This window comes from Serratia sp. 1D1416, from assembly GCF_003641105.1.
In the GTDB taxonomy this organism is placed as follows: Bacteria; Pseudomonadota; Gammaproteobacteria; order Enterobacterales; family Enterobacteriaceae; genus Serratia; species Serratia ficaria.
Genome location: NZ_CP032738.1, coordinates 3,901,691 through 3,918,459, shown reverse-complemented (window position 1 = coordinate 3,918,459; position 16,769 = coordinate 3,901,691). Strand labels below are relative to the sequence as shown.

At 57.2% G+C, this 16,769-nt stretch carries 14 protein-coding genes; 4 read left to right on the top strand and 10 right to left on the bottom strand.

Translation table 11 applies throughout. The features are described from left to right. Positions 1-217 precede the first annotated feature (217 nt). Positions 218-1,630, top strand: coding sequence for a pyruvate kinase PykF (pykF, locus tag D7I37_RS18960; protein WP_061795519.1), 1,413 nt, complete (start codon positions 218-220; stop codon positions 1,628-1,630). 308 nt (positions 1,631-1,938) lie between these two features. After that, positions 1,939-2,175 carry a major outer membrane lipoprotein gene (locus D7I37_RS18955; RefSeq protein WP_061795518.1) on the top strand — a complete coding sequence of 79 codons (237 nt, stop codon included), beginning with the start codon at positions 1,939-1,941 and terminating at the stop codon, positions 2,173-2,175. Positions 2,176-2,298: 123 nt separating this feature from the next. Here D7I37_RS18955 and D7I37_RS18950 read toward each other — a convergent pair whose 3' ends face one another. The 7 genes from D7I37_RS18950 to sufA all read right to left on the bottom strand — a co-directional run bounded on the left by D7I37_RS18950 (position 2,299) and on the right by sufA (position 9,221). Further along, positions 2,299-3,315: a L,D-transpeptidase family protein gene (locus D7I37_RS18950; protein ID WP_061795517.1), complete on the bottom strand. Its 1,017-nt coding sequence runs from the start codon at positions 3,313-3,315 to the stop codon at positions 2,299-2,301. Between the two features lie 297 nt (positions 3,316-3,612). Next, positions 3,613-4,029, bottom strand: a complete 417-nt coding sequence (gene sufE, locus D7I37_RS18945) for a cysteine desulfuration protein SufE (protein ID WP_061795516.1) — start codon at positions 4,027-4,029, stop codon at positions 3,613-3,615. Between the two features lie 36 nt (positions 4,030-4,065). Continuing rightward, positions 4,066-5,292 carry a cysteine desulfurase SufS gene (gene sufS / locus D7I37_RS18940; RefSeq protein ID WP_095097270.1) on the bottom strand — a complete coding sequence of 409 codons (1,227 nt, stop codon included), beginning with the start codon at positions 5,290-5,292 and terminating at the stop codon, positions 4,066-4,068. Continuing rightward, the gene (gene sufD, locus D7I37_RS18935; RefSeq protein WP_129544168.1) at positions 5,289-6,575 is read right to left on the bottom strand and encodes a Fe-S cluster assembly protein SufD; all 1,287 of its coding nucleotides are present in this window, start codon (positions 6,573-6,575) and stop codon (positions 5,289-5,291) included. The genes sufS and sufD overlap by 4 nt, the downstream gene beginning before the upstream one ends. Next, complete coding sequence (gene sufC, locus D7I37_RS18930; protein WP_061795513.1) at positions 6,550-7,296, bottom strand: Fe-S cluster assembly ATPase SufC; 747 nt, start codon at positions 7,294-7,296, stop codon at positions 6,550-6,552. Before sufC ends, sufD begins: the two co-directional genes overlap by 26 nt. A gap of 42 nt (positions 7,297-7,338) precedes the next feature. Then, on the bottom strand, positions 7,339-8,835 hold the full coding sequence (gene sufB, locus D7I37_RS18925) for a Fe-S cluster assembly protein SufB (RefSeq protein WP_061795538.1): 1,497 nt from the start codon (positions 8,833-8,835) through the stop codon (positions 7,339-7,341). 14 nt (positions 8,836-8,849) lie between these two features. Further along, positions 8,850-9,221: a Fe-S cluster assembly scaffold SufA gene (sufA, locus tag D7I37_RS18920; protein ID WP_061795512.1), complete on the bottom strand. Its 372-nt coding sequence runs from the start codon at positions 9,219-9,221 to the stop codon at positions 8,850-8,852. 554 nt (positions 9,222-9,775) lie between these two features. Here sufA and D7I37_RS18915 point away from each other — a divergent pair. Further along, positions 9,776-10,180, top strand: a complete 405-nt coding sequence (locus D7I37_RS18915; RefSeq protein WP_061795537.1) for a hypothetical protein — start codon at positions 9,776-9,778, stop codon at positions 10,178-10,180. A 70-nt stretch (positions 10,181-10,250) separates the two neighbouring features. On the opposite strand, the gene D7I37_RS18910 is transcribed toward D7I37_RS18915, so the two are convergent. Further along, the gene (locus D7I37_RS18910; protein ID WP_095097264.1) at positions 10,251-11,747 is read right to left on the bottom strand and encodes a sodium:alanine symporter family protein; all 1,497 of its coding nucleotides are present in this window, start codon (positions 11,745-11,747) and stop codon (positions 10,251-10,253) included. 543 nt (positions 11,748-12,290) lie between these two features. On the opposite strand from D7I37_RS18910, the gene D7I37_RS18905 reads away from it, so the two are divergent. Beyond that, the gene (locus tag D7I37_RS18905; RefSeq protein WP_129544167.1) at positions 12,291-14,288 is read left to right on the top strand and encodes a choline BCCT transporter BetT; all 1,998 of its coding nucleotides are present in this window, start codon (positions 12,291-12,293) and stop codon (positions 14,286-14,288) included. Between the two features lie 597 nt (positions 14,289-14,885). Here D7I37_RS18905 and arsC read toward each other — a convergent pair. Together arsC and D7I37_RS18895 are read right to left on the bottom strand one after the other, a co-directional pair. Next, positions 14,886-15,314 (bottom strand): glutaredoxin-dependent arsenate reductase, encoded by a 429-nt coding sequence (gene arsC, locus D7I37_RS18900; RefSeq protein WP_095097258.1) that lies wholly within the window; start codon positions 15,312-15,314, stop codon positions 14,886-14,888. Between the two features lie 68 nt (positions 15,315-15,382). Then, complete coding sequence (locus D7I37_RS18895; protein ID WP_061795509.1) at positions 15,383-16,666, bottom strand: arsenic transporter; 1,284 nt, start codon at positions 16,664-16,666, stop codon at positions 15,383-15,385. Between the last annotated feature and the right edge of the window lie 103 nt (positions 16,667-16,769).

Genomic DNA, 16,769 nt, shown 5'->3' with positions numbered 1-16,769 from the left:
TCTGCGAAAACGCAATAACAACACATTTTCATCTCATCCCGTTGCGCAGCATCCCCGCACCCCGGCGCGGGCCGAATTTTTCCGCACCACTTCGACTGTCGTCACCTATCCTTAACTATGTTTTGCACCACCAGGCACGACTCAAATTCCATACCCGTGGTTCCACCACTGGTTTTATTCGTTTTTTTATCCATCACAACTTGTAGAAAACTCCGTCATGAAAAAGACCAAAATTGTTTGTACCATCGGTCCAAAAACCGAATCGGAAGAAATGCTGACCAATCTGTTGAACGCGGGCATGAACGTCATGCGTCTCAACTTCTCCCACGGCGACTATGAAGAGCACGGCAACCGCATCAAGAACATGCGCGCCGTGATGGCCAAAACCGGTATGAACGCCGGCATCCTGCTGGATACCAAAGGCCCGGAAATCCGCACCATGAAGCTGGAAGGCGGCAAAGACGCCTCTCTGGTCGCCGGCCAGACCTTCACCTTCACCACCGACCAGAGCGTGATCGGCAACAACGAACGCGTTGCGGTGACCTACGCCGGCTTCTCCGCTGACCTGAAAATCGGCAACACCGTGCTGGTGGACGATGGCCTGATCGGCATGGAAGTCACCCACGTGACCGAAAACGAAGTGGTCTGCAAGGTGCTGAACAACGGCGACCTGGGCGAAAACAAGGGCGTTAACCTGCCGGGCGTGTCCATCCAGCTGCCCGCGCTGGCTGAAAAAGACAAGCGCGACCTGATCTTCGGCTGCGAACAAGGCGTCGACTTCGTTGCCGCTTCGTTTATCCGCAAGCGTTCCGACGTGCTGGAAATTCGTGAACACCTGAAGGCCCACGGCGGCGAGCAGATCCAGATCATCTCCAAGATTGAAAACCAGGAAGGCCTGAACAACTTCGACGAAATCCTCGAAGCCTCCGACGGCATCATGGTCGCCCGCGGCGACCTGGGCGTGGAGATCCCGGTAGAAGAAGTGATCTTCGCTCAGAAGATGATGATCGAGAAATGCAACCGCGCGCGCAAAGTGGTGATCACCGCCACCCAGATGCTGGATTCGATGATCAAGAACCCGCGCCCTACCCGCGCGGAAGCCGGCGACGTCGCCAACGCCATTCTGGACGGCACCGACGCCGTCATGCTGTCCGGCGAGAGCGCCAAGGGCAAATATCCGCTGGAAGCGGTCGGCATCATGGCGACCATCTGTGAGCGCACCGATCGCGTCATGCCGAGCCGCATCGACAGCCTGAACGACAACCGCAAGCTGCGCATCACCGAAGCCGTCTGCCGCGGCGCGGTCGAAACCGCGGAAAAACTGGACGCGCCGCTGATCGTGGTCGCCACCAGCGGCGGCAAGTCTGCCAAATCGGTGCGCAAATACTTCCCGAACGCGGTGATCCTGGCGCTGACCACCAACGAAGTCACCGCCCACCAGCTGATCCTGAGCAAAGGCGTGATCCCGCAGATGGTGAAGGAAATCGCCTCTACCGACGACTTCTACCGCATCGGCAAAGAAGCCGCGCTGGCCAGCGGCCTGGCGCAGAAAGGCGACGTGGTGGTGATGGTTTCCGGCGCTCTGGTGCCGAGCGGCACCACCAATACGGCCTCGGTTCACGTGCTATAATATAAAACGTGACATAATTTCCTTGATCAAAACGCCGCTTTGCGGCGTTTTTTTTAGCAGTAGTAAACTATTTTCTCAAAAACGCAACCGCACGCTGCTCATTATTTGGCTAATTGCAAATAGGAGTTGTCCCATGGAATCCGGCTGTTTTCCCTCGTTTTTTTAACCATTTTGTCAAAGCAGATGTAAGTTTGAGCGAACGATCAAAATAAAGCACTCCAATACAAAAAAATTATTCTCTTTCGAAAAAAGTTTGTGTAATACTTGTAACGCTACATGGAGATTAACTCAATCTAGAGGGTGTTATAATGAATCGTACTAAACTGGTACTGGGCGCGGTAATCCTGGCTTCCACTATGCTGGCAGGCTGCTCTAGCAACGCTAAAATCGATCAACTGTCTTCTGACGTTCAGACTCTGAACGCTAAAGTTGACCAGCTGAGCAACGACGTGAACGCAATGCGTTCTGACGTTCAAGCTGCTAAAGACGACGCAGCACGCGCTAACCAGCGTCTGGACAACCAAGCACACGCTTACAAAAAGTAAGTTAGCTTCGGTTATTGAAAACGGCGCACACTGTGCGCCGTTTTTTTTCGTTTGCGCCATGCCCCCCTCTCCAGCGCAAAAAAAAGGGTTCAGCAAGCTGAACCCCGAGTCAGTCAATCCGGCTTAATTCACCGAGCTGATCGGCGCGCCGCCTTTGAATGGGCTCTTATTCGCCGCAGGCGCCGCTTCAGGCGTCAAACTCACCTCAGAGGGGTTCTGCCCCACGTTAACCAGTACCGGCATGCCAGAGCGGCGTACAACCGCGCTGTCGAATACGCCCCGATCGGTCTGCCCGTCGGCGGCGAAGGCTTTCTCGTCCTTCGACAGGGCGATCGGCATGGTCTGCGGATCGTCGTTCTCGACGCGCGACAGCGGCTGGTGCACTTCCACATAGCGTTTGCCGTCCGGCTCCATCGAGATTTTCACCGGATCGTTGATCACCTGCACGCGGGTGCCGCGCGGCACCATGTTGAACAGCGCTTCGATATCATCCGGACGCAAGCGAATGCAGCCGGAGCTGACGCGCATGCCGATGCCGAAGTTGGCGTTGGTGCCGTGGATCAAATATTCGCCGTGCCCCATCGCCAGACGCATGGCGAACAGCCCCATCGGGTTTTCAGGGCCGGCCGGCACCACCGCCGGCAGGGTTACGCCCTTGGCCTGATAGCGCTTGCGGATGTTGGCGGTTGGCGTCCAGGTCGGGTTGGGGATTTTCTGGCTGACCGAGGTCACCTGCAGCGGCGTATGCATGCCGGTCTGGCCGATGCCGATCGGATAGACAATCACCTTGTTCTCGCCTTTCGGATAATAGTAAAGACGCAGCTCGGCCAGGTTGACCACGATGCCTTCGCGCTTGGTGTCCGGCAACAGCATCTGGGTCGGGATGGTCAATACCGTGCCCGGCTTGGGCAGGAACGGATCGGTGCCCGGGTTGGCCTCCAGCATGCCCAGCAGGCCAATCTTGTAATCGGCGGCAATCGCTTCCAGCGGCCGGCCGTCGTTCGGCACGGTATAGGTGGTGTTTTCGCCGATCAGGCGGCTGTCCGGCGGCGGCAGCGGATATTCGGTCGCGCTGGCGGCTTGCGTGCCGGTCAGAACGGTGGCGAACAGCATGCCCATTAAACTCAACGCACGTTTCATTATCATCCCTATATTTTTATTACGGTTCGGCCTCAAGGCTAACGAGCACTTGGCTGTGGGTAAATCAGACAATACCTGATTAATACTAGCAACGCTGGCAACAAAGGCAATAACTCCTCTAAAAATCAACACGTTATAACGTAATCACCCTGCGTGATTGTCAGCGGTTCGTCAATGGGTAAGCTGCTGAAATGTCAATGGTTTAGCCCGCACTGCGGGACAGCGGAGAGGGATTGTAAAGACTCATTGACAAAGAAAATGCATCAACGAGTCTTGGTAGCTTCGATGGGAAGCGGCTCAGAGCAACTGAGCGGCCTTGTTGCGGATGGCGCGGATCATCGCTTCCAGCCCCTGGGAGCGCGACGGCGTCAAATGCTGGCTGAGCGCCAGTTCGGCGAAGAACGGCCGCACGTCGAGTTCGACAATTTGCTGCGGGGTCAGCTGACGATAAAGAACAAACACCACCGCCAACAGCCCTTTGACGATCGCCGCATCGCTGTCGCCGTGAAATTCAACCTGCCCCTGTTCATCGGTGCTCATCACAATCCACACCTGGCTCTGGCAGCCGGAAATCAGGTTGCCGGGCTGCCGCTCGGCGTCATCCAGCGCCGGCAGCTTGGCGCCCAGTTCGATCACGTACAGGTATTTCTCCTCCCAATTCAGGCAACGGGAGAAATTACGTACCAATTTATCTTTGTCCGGCAAATTCGCCATGAGGATCCTTTCAGTCATGCCGGGGCTAACCCCGGCCTAGCCCAACAGCTGATGAATACGCTGCAGACCGGCCACCAGCCGATCCACCTCTTCCCGCGTATTATATAACGCCAGCGAGGCGCGGCACATGCTCGGCACCTGATAAAACGCCATCAGCGGCATAGCGCAGTGATGGCCGGTGCGGATGGCGATGCCGTACTGATCGAGGAAGCTGCCGACGTCGTAGGCATGGTGTTCGCCCAGATTGAAGGCTATCACCCCGGCGCGAGCCGTCGGGCCGTAGATTTTCAGCGTCGGCACCTGCCGCAGCGCCTCGAGCGCATAGTGCATCAGCGATTGCTCGTAGTCGTGGATCGCCTCCAGCCCCAGCGCATTGACGTAGTCGATCGCCGCCCCCAGCCCCATGATGCCGGCGGTATTGGGCGAACCGGCCTCAAAGCGCCACGGCGGTTCGGCGAAGGTGGTGCCGTTGGTCAGGCTGACCTGTTGGATCATCGCCCCGCCGCCTTCCCACGGCGGCATCTGCTGCAGCAGCGCCTGGCGGCCGTACAGAATGCCGATGCCGGAAGGCCCGTACAGCTTGTGGCCGGAGAACGCGTAAAAATCGCAGTCCAGCGCCTGTACGTCGACCCGTTGGTGCATCACCGCCTGCGCGCCGTCCACCAGCACCTTCAAGGCCGGCGCCAGCGCCTTAGCCCGGGCGATGATCTCGCGCACCGGGTTGACGCTGCCCAATACGTTGGACACCTGAGTGAGCGCCAGCAGCCTGGTCGACGGATCGATCAGGCCCGGCAGCTGCGCCAGATCCAGCGTGCCGTCCGGCTGCAGCGGCCAGACCCGCAGATCCAGCCCGCGCTCCTGCGCCAGCATCTGCCAGGGCACGATGTTGGCGTGGTGTTCCATCTCGGTGATGACGACGCTGTCGCCCGGCTGCAGCAAATGGCGGCCGAAGCTGTTGGCCACCAGGTTGATGCCCTCGGTGGTGCCCTTGACGAACACGATCTCTTCCGCCGAGCCGGCGTTGATAAAGCGCGCCGCCTTTTCACGCACCGCCTCCATCTCCTGCGTCGCCTCGGCGCTCAGGGTATGAATGCCGCGGTGCACCGCGGCGTAGCCGTGGCGATAGAAGTCCAGCTCGCGATCGATCACCGCCTGCGGCTTCTGCGCGCTGGCGGCGCTGTCGAGGTAGGCCAACGGTTTGCCGTTGACCTCGCGCGCCAGCAGCGGAAAATCGCTGCGCACGCGCTCAATCGGATAACTCATGCGGCCTCCCCCGGCAGGCGCTGCGCAATGCGCGCCAGCACCCATTCGCGGATGGTTTCATTGGCGATGCCTTCGGTCAGTTCGGCGGCGAAGGCGAAGATGATCATCTGCTGCGCCGCGTGCTTGCCGATGCCGCGCGACTGCAGATAGAACAGCTGTTCCTCATCGATGCGCCCGACGGTGGCGCCGTGGCTGCACTTGACGTCGTCGGCGTAGATCTCGAGCTGCGGCTTGGTGTCCACCTCCGCCACCTTGCCCAACAGCAGGTTGTGGTTGTTCATCTGGCCGTCGGTCTTGATCGCGTGCTTGGCCACTTTGATCATGCCGTTGAACACCGCCCTGGCGCGGTCACTGACCACGGTTTTATGCAGCTGGCGGCTTTCGCAGTAGCCCTTGTTGTGCTCCAGGTAGGTGCGGGTATCGCATACCTCTTTGCCGACCGGCAGCACCAGGCTGTTGATCGCCAGCTCGCTGCCTTCGCCGTTCAGCTGCGCGCTGGTGTTGTGGCGGGTCAAGCCGGCGCCCAGCAGGAAGCTGTCGCTTTTCACCCGCGCGTCGCGGCCGATCACCAGATCGTTATGCGCGAAGTGATAGCTCGGCCGGCTTTCGAACGCCAGCTTGCAGTGACGCAGCCCGGCGTTGTCCGCCACGTTGGCGGTCAGGCGCGCGCCGGTGAAATGCGCGGCGCCGTCCAGGCTGACATAATGTTCGATCACCTCGGCCTCGGCGCCGCGCGCAATCTCCAGATGATGGCGATGATGCACGGTATTCACCTCACCCTCGCCGCCGCGCCCGCTGCTGATATGCAGCAGGTACAGCGGGCGTTCGGCGACCTTGCCGGCAGCCAGGCGGATGATGCTGGTTTCCTGCGCCAGGCTCTCGGTCAGGTGCAGGAAAATCTCCGGCTGAATCGGCTCCGGCAGCGCCTGCGGAATGCCGTAGGCGGCCAGATCGAACTGGTAATCGCCCAGTTGGCTGTCGCTGAGCGCTTCGCTGTAGCGGCCGTCGACAAACACCAGTCGGTAAGCGTCGATATCCAGCGCCAATGCGTCGCGCTGCGCCGCGCTGACCGCCTCGGCCTGCGGTTCGAGGAACTGCTGCTCCAGCAATCCTTCCAGCGGCGTGTATTTCCAGTTCTCATGCTTGCGCGTCGGCCAGCCCAGGCGCAGCGCCTGCTGCCAGTGCGCCAGCGCATGGGCGGAGTGTTCGCCGCCGCGGGCTTCAAACAGGCTGTACAACTGCTGCAGCGCGCGTGAATTATTGTTCGTCGGCAAGCCAGCCATAACCCTGCTCCTCCAGCTGTTTCACCAGCGAGAAATCGCCGGATTTAACGATGCGTCCCTGGGACAACACGTGTACGTAGTCCGGCTTGATGTAATCCAGAATGCGCTGATAGTGGGTGACGATAATGAACGCGCGTTTGCCGTCGCGCAGCGAGTTGACGCCGTTGGCGACGATTTTGAGCGCGTCGATGTCCAGGCCGGAATCGGTTTCATCCAGGATGCACAAATCCGGCTCCAGCGCCGCCATTTGCAGGATGTCGTTGCGTTTTTTCTCACCGCCGGAAAAGCCGACGTTGACCGAACGGGTCAGCAGATCGGGCGGCATATCCAGCAGCGCGATTTTCTCTTCGATAAAATCGGCGAAGTCGAAGCGGTCCAGCGGCTCCTGCTGGCGATATTTGCGCACCGCGTTGACCGAGGTCTGCAGGAAGAAGTGGTTGCTGACGCCGGGAATTTCCACCGGATACTGGAACGCCAGAAACACCCCTTCACCGGCGCGATCTTCCGGATCCAGCTCCAGCAGATCCTTGCCCTTGAAGCTGACGTCGCCTTCGGTCACCTCATACTCTTCGCGCCCGGCCAGCGTAGCGGACAGCGTGCTCTTGCCCGAGCCGTTCGGCCCCATGATGGCGTGCACTTCACCCGGTTTGATCTCCAGGTCCAATCCCTTGAGGATCTCGTTGCCTTCCACGCTGACTTTCAAATTCTTGATACTTAACATGCTGTGTCCTCAGGTAGCGCTGTTGCGCTAAAATTTCGGCGGTTAGCCCACGCTGTGTTCCAGGCTGATGGCCAGAAGTTTCTGCGCCTCGACGGCGAACTCCAGCGGCAGCTCGGAGAAAACGTCCTTACAGAAGCCGTTGACGATCATCGAGATGGCGTCGTCTTCGCTGATGCCGCGCTGCAGGCAGTAAAACAGCTGATCGTCGCCGATCTTCGAGGTGGTGGCCTCATGCTCCAGCTGGGCGCTGTTATTGCGCGCCTCGACGTACGGGAAGGTATGGGCGCCGCTGTCCGGCCCGATCAGCATCGAGTCGCACTGGGTGAAATTGCGGGCGTTTTCCGCCCCCGGCAGGATTTTCACCAGGCCGCGGTAGGTATTCTCGCTGTGTCCGGCGGAGATGCCTTTGGCGATGATGGTCGACTTGGTGTTTTTGCCGATGTGGATCATCTTGGTGCCGGTATCCGCCTGCTGATGGCCGCTGGTCAGCGCCACCGAGAAGAATTCGCCGATCGAGTTGTCGCCCTGCAGGATCACGCTCGGGTATTTCCAGGTGATCGCCGAGCCGGTTTCCGACTGGGTCCAGGACATTTTGGAGCCGGCGCCTTCACACAGCGCACGCTTGGTGACGAAGTTCAGAATGCCGCCCTTGCTCTCGCCGCCGGAGAACCAGTTCTGCACCGTCGAATATTTCACCTCGGCGTCCTTGTGCAGGATCACCTCCACCACCGCCGCGTGCAGCTGGTAGCTGTCGCGCACCGGCGCGGAACAGCCCTCGATATAGCTGACGTAGCTGCCCTCGTCGGCGATCAGAATGGTGCGTTCGAACTGGCCGGTTTTGGCGGCGTTGATGCGGAAGTAGGTCGACAGCTCCATCGGGCAGCGCACGCCCTTCGGCACGTAGACGAAGGTGCCGTCCGAGGCCACGGCGGCGTTCAGCGCGGCGAAGAAGTTATCGTTGGACGGCACCACGCGGCCCAGGTACCGGCGCACCAGATCCGGGTATTCCTGAATGGCTTCGCCGAACGAGCAGAAGATCACCCCGCTCTCCGCCAGCTTTTCGCGGTAGGTGGTGGCGACGGAAACCGAGTCGAAGATGGCGTCGACCGCCACTTCGCTGCCCTCGCGCACCGGCACGCCCAGCTGGTTGAACGCCAGCTCCACTTCGCTGGTCAAATAACCGCTGTCGGTGGCGGCACCCGGCTGCTGCTCCGCGCCGGGCTGCGAGCCGCAGGCGTCGTCGCAGCTGCCGCAGGACGGCGCCGAGTAATAGCTGTAATCCTGATAGTTCAGGCGATCGTAGTTGGCCTTCAGCCAGTGCGGCTCTTCCATCTGCAGCCAGGCGCGATAGGCTTCGAGGCGGAATTCGAGCATCCACTCCGGCTCATTGCGCTTGGCCGAGATCGCCCGCACCACGTCTTCGTTGATGCCTTTGGCTAACTCATCGGTGGCCAGCTGGGTGAAAAAACCTTCTTTATAGCGACCTTCGCTGACCCAAGCCTGTACTTCATTAGGCATTTCTACATTGCTTCGTGTCATGTTGATTGCATCGCTCAAACGCCAAAACTCTCGCCGCACCCGCAGGCATGCTGAGCTTTAGGGTTATTGAATTTAAATATCTGATTCAGCCCTTCGCGGACAAAATCCACCGTGGTGCCGTCGATAAACGGCATGGCTTTCAACGGCACGTAGAGTTTGGCGCCGTCGCGCTCGAACAGCAGGTCGTCTTCGGCGGGTTCGCGCGTCAGATCCAGCACGTAAGCGAACCCGGCGCAGCCGGATTGCTTCACCCCCAGCTGCAGCCCTTGCACCTGCGGATCCTGCTGCATCAGTTTTGTAATTTGTTGTACGGCGCTGTCGCTGAGCGCAATGCCTTGCCAGACATTTTCATCCAGAGAAAAAGTGCCGACATTTTCCGTTTGCATAGGGTCTACCTCACACTCGTGTTTGACCACAGCCAATCTGGGTTGCTTATATGTTAGTGATAACGATTATCACTTCAACCGTTTGTTTTGCGGGGGTATCCGCCGCGGGCGCGGTTTTTCGCTGCGGCGTGCGGCAAGCGCGCGGGACAGTCGCGGCGCGCTGCGCGGTCCGGCGGCCAGGAGCTCATTTTATCCCTATGAATTTACTGCATATCCTGCATCACCGTACCGCTTTCCCCGGTGGCCCGCAGGCTTTACAGCGCTGCGGAACTTTGCCGATTTAAACATTCATAGAAAATACCTATTTCTGCATTTTGTCTGTCGTAAAAATGCGTTTATCGGCCATAACCGGCATTTTCGGCCATTGGGCCGCGCCGGCGGGCGGACCGACAGGCCGCCCATTGATTAAAGTTTAGTCGCTACTGAGTATATTGGGCCGCCACGCGGCGATTGCACCCCGCCGGCCAATAAAAAACTCAACAGAACGATTGATCGCGAACGCAGCAGCAAATATGATAATGATTATCATTCAATTGGTATTTGAGCGCGGGCAAATGACTATTTCGATCAATGCATGGCTGCTGGGCAAGATTGATGACTACAAATTCAGCGTGCGTGACGCCACGGTAGACTTCTACATGGCCGAGGCCGCCCTCAAGCGGCCGGAATGCAACGTCAACCACCTGAAGCGCTACAACAACGTCAGCCTGGCGATGGCGAACCTGTGTCTGGAAAACGGCGACGACGAGAGCTACCTGCATGCGCTCAGCAAACTGCACAACCGGCTGATCGTCGAGATCAACAACCCGCAGCGTTGCCAGCTGTTCCGGGTGCAGAGCTACCATTTCGCGCGCCACACGCTGACGCTGATCTGTCAAAAATATGCGATGGAAGGCACCTGGGAAAAAGCCAACGCCTTCCAAAAGGACTTCGTCAAGCGGGTGCCGTTTCAGCTGTAAAAAACCGGCCTAAGCCGGTTTGAATGCGATGCGTGATGAAACATCGAGAGTGGGCTATCGCCATGAGGCGTTATCTGCCGGGGAGCTTTGCATTCTCATCAATATTTCCCGCTGACTCGCGCATCAGGTTCACCTCGGCCCGATTGTCTACCCAATAGTCGGCCTGCTTGATCCCGAGCTTCTCTGGGTGAAATACCGGGTCGACACCTTCAGCCAGCTGCTTTTCATAATCCTTCAGGCAGACGAAAGCCGTATTCCGCAGCAGCAAAATGGCGACGATATTAAGCCAGGCCATCAGCCCCACCCCAATATCCCCCATACCCCATGCCAGGTCAGCCGTCTTGACCGTGCCGTATACGGCGGATGCCATCAAGCCGATCTTCAGCACAAAGGTAAGCCACGGGCGATGTATCTTCCGGTTGAGATAGGCAATATTGGTCTCGGCAATATAGTAATAGGCAACGATGGTGGTGAAGGCAAAAAAGAAAAGCGCAATGGCGACAAAATAGCTGCCGAAGCCGGGCATCATGCTCTCCATCGCCGTTTGCACATAGCCGGGACCGGCGGCAACGCCGGCTATCCCGGTATAGAGCGCGCCGCCATCCGGCCCTTGAACGTTATACAACCCGGTAATAAGCAACATGAAACCGGTGGCAGAACAAACGAACAATGTGTCGATATAAACCGAAAAGGCCTGCACCAGCCCTTGCTTCGCCGGGTGACTGACCGCCGCCGCGGAAGACGCGTGCGGGCCGGTCCCTTGAGCCGCCTCGTTGGAATACACCCCGCGTTTTACTCCCCACATGATAGCCAGCCCCAAAATGGCGCCAAACCCGGCATCGAGACCAAACGCGCTCTTCCAGACCAGCAGAATGACACCCGGCAGTTGATCGATGTTGAGCGCGACGATCACGCAGGCCACGATGATATAACCCAGCGCCATGAACGGCACGACGGTGCCGGCAAAACTCGCAATCCGTTTCACGCCGCCGAAGATGATGAATCCCAACAGCATCGCCAACAGCGCGGCCGTTACATTAGGGCTTATCCCAAACGCGATATCCAGGCTGGCCCCGATAGAGTTGGCCTGCACTCCCGGCAACAGCACACCGCAGGAAAAAATGGTAACGATGGCAAAAATCCAGGCATACCATTTCATGCCAAGCCCTTTCTCTATGTAGAACGCCGGGCCGCCGCGATACTCGCCATCAAGCTTTTCTTTATAAACCTGGCCCAGTGTCGACTCCACGAACGCGGAACTTGCGCCAAGGAAGGCAACCATCCACATCCAGAACAACGCGCCCGGTCCCCCAAAGGTAATGGCGGTTGCCACCCCCGCGATGTTGCCGGTCCCTACTCGCCCCGCCAGGGTCATGGAAAGAGCCTGGAATGAAGAAACACCGGCGGCGTTGGCCTTGCCCTGGAATATCAAACGCACCATGCCCTTCAGGTGGCGCAGTTGCAGAAAGCGGCTGCGCAAAGAAAAATAGAGGCCGGTCCCCAAACACAGATAGATGAGCGCCTGGCTCCAGATCACGCCATTGACGGCATTGACAAATTCATTCATGCAATCCAACTCCTTCGTTGATGCCCGGGCAATGCGTGCAGTTGAGCTGCCTGACACCGGGCTGCTGCCTATATGCGCCGTCGAACGTGAGATTTATCCTGTGCAAACGGGTATAGTTACATTTCGCAACTAATCCACACATGGCTAAACTGTCGTAAAGTCTCGCCGTTTGCAAGCGTAACCGTGTGGAATACCTCGCATATTTAAACTATTTCTTTGCATGCACAAGCTCGCAACACGCGTGAATCAGCGCGATTTTCTCGTGTGATTGATTGATTAATTAACAGGCGAGTAACCATCAAGAACGCTGCGATATCCCTATAAACCGTCGATGAGAACAGCCTGGATATAGCCGCAAAAAAACCGGCCGAAGCCGGTTTGGATGAAGGACGGTGTCGGGGTGACGTCGCCGTTGCCTGTCATCATATCACGAGCATCCACACCCGGCGCTCCCCTGCAAGGATGGAGGAAATTTTGCTACAGTAGAATCGGCATCCCCCTCATCCAGGGCAGTTTTTACATCAAATGGAATGAATACAATATATGAGTGAGACTGATACAATCCCAAAGAAGTCAAAGAGCCAGATTAACAAAGCAGTATTTTTCACTTCTGCTTTGTTAATTTTTCTTCTGGTCGCCTTTGCGGCGATTTTTCCTGACCTCGCAGACAGGAATTTCAAACTTCTCCAGCAGCAAATCTTCACCAACGCCAGTTGGTTCTACATTCTGGCCGTCGCATTGATACTCCTCAGCGTCACATTTCTCGGCCTTTCCCGCTACGGTGACATTAAGCTTGGGCCAGATCATGCTCAACCCGACTTCAGCTATCATTCTTGGTTCGCCATGCTGTTTTCAGCGGGGATGGGAATAGGATTGATGTTCTTCGGGGTCGCCGAGCCAGTGATGCACTACCTTTCACCGCCGGTAGGCACGCCAGAGACCGTTGAAGCGGCCAAGCAAGCTATGCGCCTGACGTTCTTCCACTGGGGGCTTCACGCCTGGGCCATCTATGCGATTGTGGCGTTGATTCTGGCATTTTTCAGCTATCGTCACGGTCTGCCTCTGACGCTCCGTTCCGCACTCTACCCCATCATTGGCGATCGTATATACGGCCCCATTGGCCACGCCGTGGATATTTTTGCCGTTATTGGCACCGTATTTGGGGTGGCAACCTCTCTGGGATACGGTGTGCTGCAGGTGAATGCCGGACTCAATCACCTCTTCGGCATTCCCATTAATGAGACTGTTCAGGTCATACTGATCGTGGTGATTACCGGACTGGCGACAATATCCGTGGTTTCCGGTCTGGATAAAGGAATACGCATTCTCTCAGAGCTGAACCTTGGATTAGCCTTGCTGCTGCTGACGCTTGTGCTGCTGTTGGGGCCCACGATTCTGCTGCTGAAGTCTTTTGTAGAAAACACGGGGGGCTATCTGTCGGAACTGGTCAGTAAAACGTTCAACCTGTACGCCTATGAACCCAAATCAAGCAACTGGCTGGGCGGATGGACATTGTTGTACTGGGGATGGTGGCTTTCCTGGTCTCCGTTTGTCGGTATGTTTATCGCTCGCGTTTCCCGTGGCAGAACAATTCGCGAGTTTGTCACTGGCGTGCTGTTCGTCCCGGCAGGTTTCACGCTCATGTGGATGACGGTGTTTGGCAACAGCGCCATTTATCTCATCATGACCCAAGGTGCGACCGATCTGGCAACGACGGTCCAGCAAGATGTCGCACTGGCCCTGTTTAATTTTCTTGAACACTTCCCGTTCTCCAGCATCCTTTCGTTTATCGCTATGGCGATGGTGATCGTTTTCTTTGTTACCTCGGCGGACTCCGGTGCGATGGTGGTGGATACCCTGGCCTCTGGCGGAGCCAGCAATACGCCGGTCTGGCAGCGGATTTTCTGGGCAGCGCTGATGGGCGTTGTGGCGATTGCACTGCTGCTTGCCGGTGGACTGAGCGCTCTGCAAACGGTCACTATCGCCAGTGCGCTTCCTTTTTCGGTGATCCTCCTTATTTCCATATATGGGTTGCTCAAGGCGCTGCGCCGGGATCTTACCAAACGGGAAAGCCAGAGCATGGCCACAATTGCGCCCACGGCGGCGCGCAATCCCATCCCCTGGCAGCGCAGATTACGCAATATCGCCCACCTGCCGAAACGCTCACTCGTCAAACGTTTCATGGATGAGGTTATACGGTCCGCTATGACGTTGGTACAGGAGGAGCTGAATAAGCAAAGCACGCTCAGTCATATCAGCGACGCTTCCGAGGATCGCATCCGCCTGGAGGTGGACTTGGGGAATGAGCTCAATTTTATCTACGAAGTCAGGCTACGTGGCTACAACTCGCCAACGTTTGCACTTGCCGCAATGGACAACGACGAGCAGCAGGCCGAACAGCATAAATACTATCGTGCCGAAATCTATCTGAAAGAAGGCGGGCAAAATTATGACGTTATGGGCTGGAATCAGGAGCAGTTAATTAACGATATTCTTGACCAGTATGAAAAACACCTTCATTTCCTGCATCTGGTGCGATAGTACGATAATGCCGTCCTTCAGGGCGGCATTCATTTGGCTGCAAGGGAAAGGCCATGCGCAGCCAATCGCGGCGACGGCAAAGAACAAGAGATAAAAAAAACCCGCACATGGCGGGATGAAAGATGTTACATGAATCCATTCATTGTTGACGTTCGAGGCTGTTATTGTCGTCAATTGACGACAGTACTGTAATGGTTTGGCATCGGCAAGCGAGTTGACGGTAAAAGTAAGAATATTCTGTCTTGCCGCCCTATCCCGAGTAAAAAAACTGTTTCAACCTGCTGACTGGCCAATATTATGAGGGTGTACATACTGCCGCAGCATCAGAGACGTATCCCTTCTTCACCGCGGCGTATGCTGCGTTCCATGGCGACCCAATCCCCTCGGGTAAACGCCCCTCACATCGGTCGGGATCTCTTCCAGGAAAGGAAATACCGGTAGCGATCGCCCTTAAAACCAGACGTTCAACATCCCCCCAGCCAAACCGCCGAAAACCAGCGAGCCAGCGCGATAGAAAACGTCAACCATAGACAGCGGGCCCCCTGGAAAATAGGGTGGCAACGACCGGACCGACGCTTTTTGGCGGCTGCGAGGGAATTATCTGGCCACACGCCGCCCTTGCGCGTCTATTACCTTTTCGCCGTCTTCTTTGGTGAACTCGCCTTTTTGCGCATCCGGCAAGATATCCAGCACCGCTTCCGAAGGTCGGCACAGTTTGGTGCCTAACGGCGTCACGACGATGGGCCGATTAATCAGAATCGGCTGCTGAAGCATGAAATCAATCAATTGCTCATCGTTCCATTTCTCTTCGGCTAGCCCTAACCGTTCATAAGGCTCCACATTTTTGCGCAACAGGGCGCGCACGCCGATATGCATATCGGCGATGAGCTTCACCAGTTCATCACGGCTTGGCGGCGTCTCCAGATACAAAATGACCCTTGGCTCCGCGCCGCTGTTGCGGATCAGCGCCAGAGTATTGCGTGAAGTGCCGCAAGCCGGGTTGTGATAAATCGTAATGGCGCTCATAAATCACTCTCTTTAGAATGGGTCAGCGCCGTACGGTGCCGACAGTTGACCGAGTAAAAGGGGTATTTCTACGCCGACAAACGCAATGCCAGCGCCGCCAGCGTGACCAACAGCACCGGCAACGTCATGACGATGCCCACCCGGAAGTAATATCCCCAGGTGATTTTGATGTCCTTTTGCGCCAACACGTGTAACCACAGCAGGGTGGCCAGGCTGCCGATAGGGGTGATTTTAGGGCCCAAATCGCTGCCAATGACATTGGCGTAGATCATCGCCTCCTTGATCACACCGGTGGCTGCGCTGCCGTCGATGGACAACGCCCCTACCAATACCGTGGGCATATTGTTCATGATGGAAGACAGAAGCGCCGTGAGAAAGCCGGTGCCCAGGGTGGCGGCCCAAAGCCCATGCTCGGCGAAGCCGTCGAGTATCGCTGACAGGTAGCCGGTAAGCCCGGCATTACGCAGCCCGTAAACCACCAGGTACATGCCCAGCGAGAAAATAACGATCTGCCAGGGCGCGCCGCGCAGCACTTTGCCGGTATTGATGACATGCCCTTTCTTGGCCACGACAAACAGCAGCAAGGCGCCGGCCGCCGCCACTGAACTGACGGGCACGCCCAGCGGCTCCAGCCCAAAGAAGCCAACCAGCAACAGCGCCAAAACGCCCCAGCCGGTTTTGAAGGTTTGCGCATCGCGGATCGCCTGCCGTGGGGCTTTTAATTTGGCTGGTTCATAGGTCGCCGGGATATCTTTGCGGAAAAACAGATGCAGCATCACCAGCGTGGCGATAATCGCCGCGATATCGACCGGCACCATCACCGCAGCGTACTCGTTGAATCCCAGCTGAAAGAAATCGGCCGAGACGATGTTGACCAGGTTCGACACGATAAGCGGCAAACTGGCGGTATCCGCGATAAACCCCGCCGCCATCACAAACGCCAGCGTAGTCCCCTTGCTGAAGCCCAGCGCCAACAGCATGGCGATCACGATAGGTGTCAGTATCAATGCGGCGCCGTCATTGGCGAACAGCGAGGAAACCGCCGCCCCCAACAACACAATATAAGTAAACAACCAGCGCCCTCGCCCATTGCCCCATCGCGCAACGTGCAGTGCCGCCCATTCAAAGAAGCCGGACTCGTCCAGCAACAGGCTGATGATAATCACGGCGATAAAGGTCGCGGTGGCGTTCCAGACGATATGCCACACCGTGGGAATATCACCGAAGTGCACCACGCCGGACAGCAAGGCGAGCACCGCGCCCAGCATCGCGCTCCAACCGATCCCCAACCCCTTCGGCTGCCAGATCACCAGAACAATAGTCAGGACAAAAATCGCCGCAGCCAACCCCATACAACCTCCGTAGAACGATGGGCGATAGCCTCGGCCTCCCCCATCAAAATGGCATAGCGCCGATACGAATTCGAATAACCAAATATGAAAAGATAAAATTTTT

What these genes read in the sequence shown, in the direction of transcription:
- pykF (WP_061795519.1), top strand. Translation starts at nt 218, where the DNA reads ATGAAAAAGACCAAAATTGTTTGTACCATCGGTCCAAAAACCGAATCG.
- D7I37_RS18955 (WP_061795518.1), top strand. Translation starts at nt 1,939, where the DNA reads ATGAATCGTACTAAACTGGTACTGGGCGCGGTAATCCTGGCTTCCACT.
- D7I37_RS18950 (WP_061795517.1), bottom strand. Translation starts at nt 3,315, where the DNA reads ATGAAACGTGCGTTGAGTTTAATGGGCATGCTGTTCGCCACCGTTCTG.
- sufE (WP_061795516.1), bottom strand. Translation starts at nt 4,029, where the DNA reads ATGGCGAATTTGCCGGACAAAGATAAATTGGTACGTAATTTCTCCCGT.
- sufS (WP_095097270.1), bottom strand. Translation starts at nt 5,292, where the DNA reads ATGAGTTATCCGATTGAGCGCGTGCGCAGCGATTTTCCGCTGCTGGCG.
- sufD (WP_129544168.1), bottom strand. Translation starts at nt 6,575, where the DNA reads ATGGCTGGCTTGCCGACGAACAATAATTCACGCGCGCTGCAGCAGTTG.
- sufC (WP_061795513.1), bottom strand. Translation starts at nt 7,296, where the DNA reads ATGTTAAGTATCAAGAATTTGAAAGTCAGCGTGGAAGGCAACGAGATC.
- sufB (WP_061795538.1), bottom strand. Translation starts at nt 8,835, where the DNA reads ATGACACGAAGCAATGTAGAAATGCCTAATGAAGTACAGGCTTGGGTC.
- sufA (WP_061795512.1), bottom strand. Translation starts at nt 9,221, where the DNA reads ATGCAAACGGAAAATGTCGGCACTTTTTCTCTGGATGAAAATGTCTGG.
- D7I37_RS18915 (WP_061795537.1), top strand. Translation starts at nt 9,776, where the DNA reads ATGACTATTTCGATCAATGCATGGCTGCTGGGCAAGATTGATGACTAC.
- D7I37_RS18910 (WP_095097264.1), bottom strand. Translation starts at nt 11,747, where the DNA reads ATGAATGAATTTGTCAATGCCGTCAATGGCGTGATCTGGAGCCAGGCG.
- D7I37_RS18905 (WP_129544167.1), top strand. Translation starts at nt 12,291, where the DNA reads ATGAGTGAGACTGATACAATCCCAAAGAAGTCAAAGAGCCAGATTAAC.
- arsC (WP_095097258.1), bottom strand. Translation starts at nt 15,314, where the DNA reads ATGAGCGCCATTACGATTTATCACAACCCGGCTTGCGGCACTTCACGC.
- D7I37_RS18895 (WP_061795509.1), bottom strand. Translation starts at nt 16,666, where the DNA reads ATGGGGTTGGCTGCGGCGATTTTTGTCCTGACTATTGTTCTGGTGATC.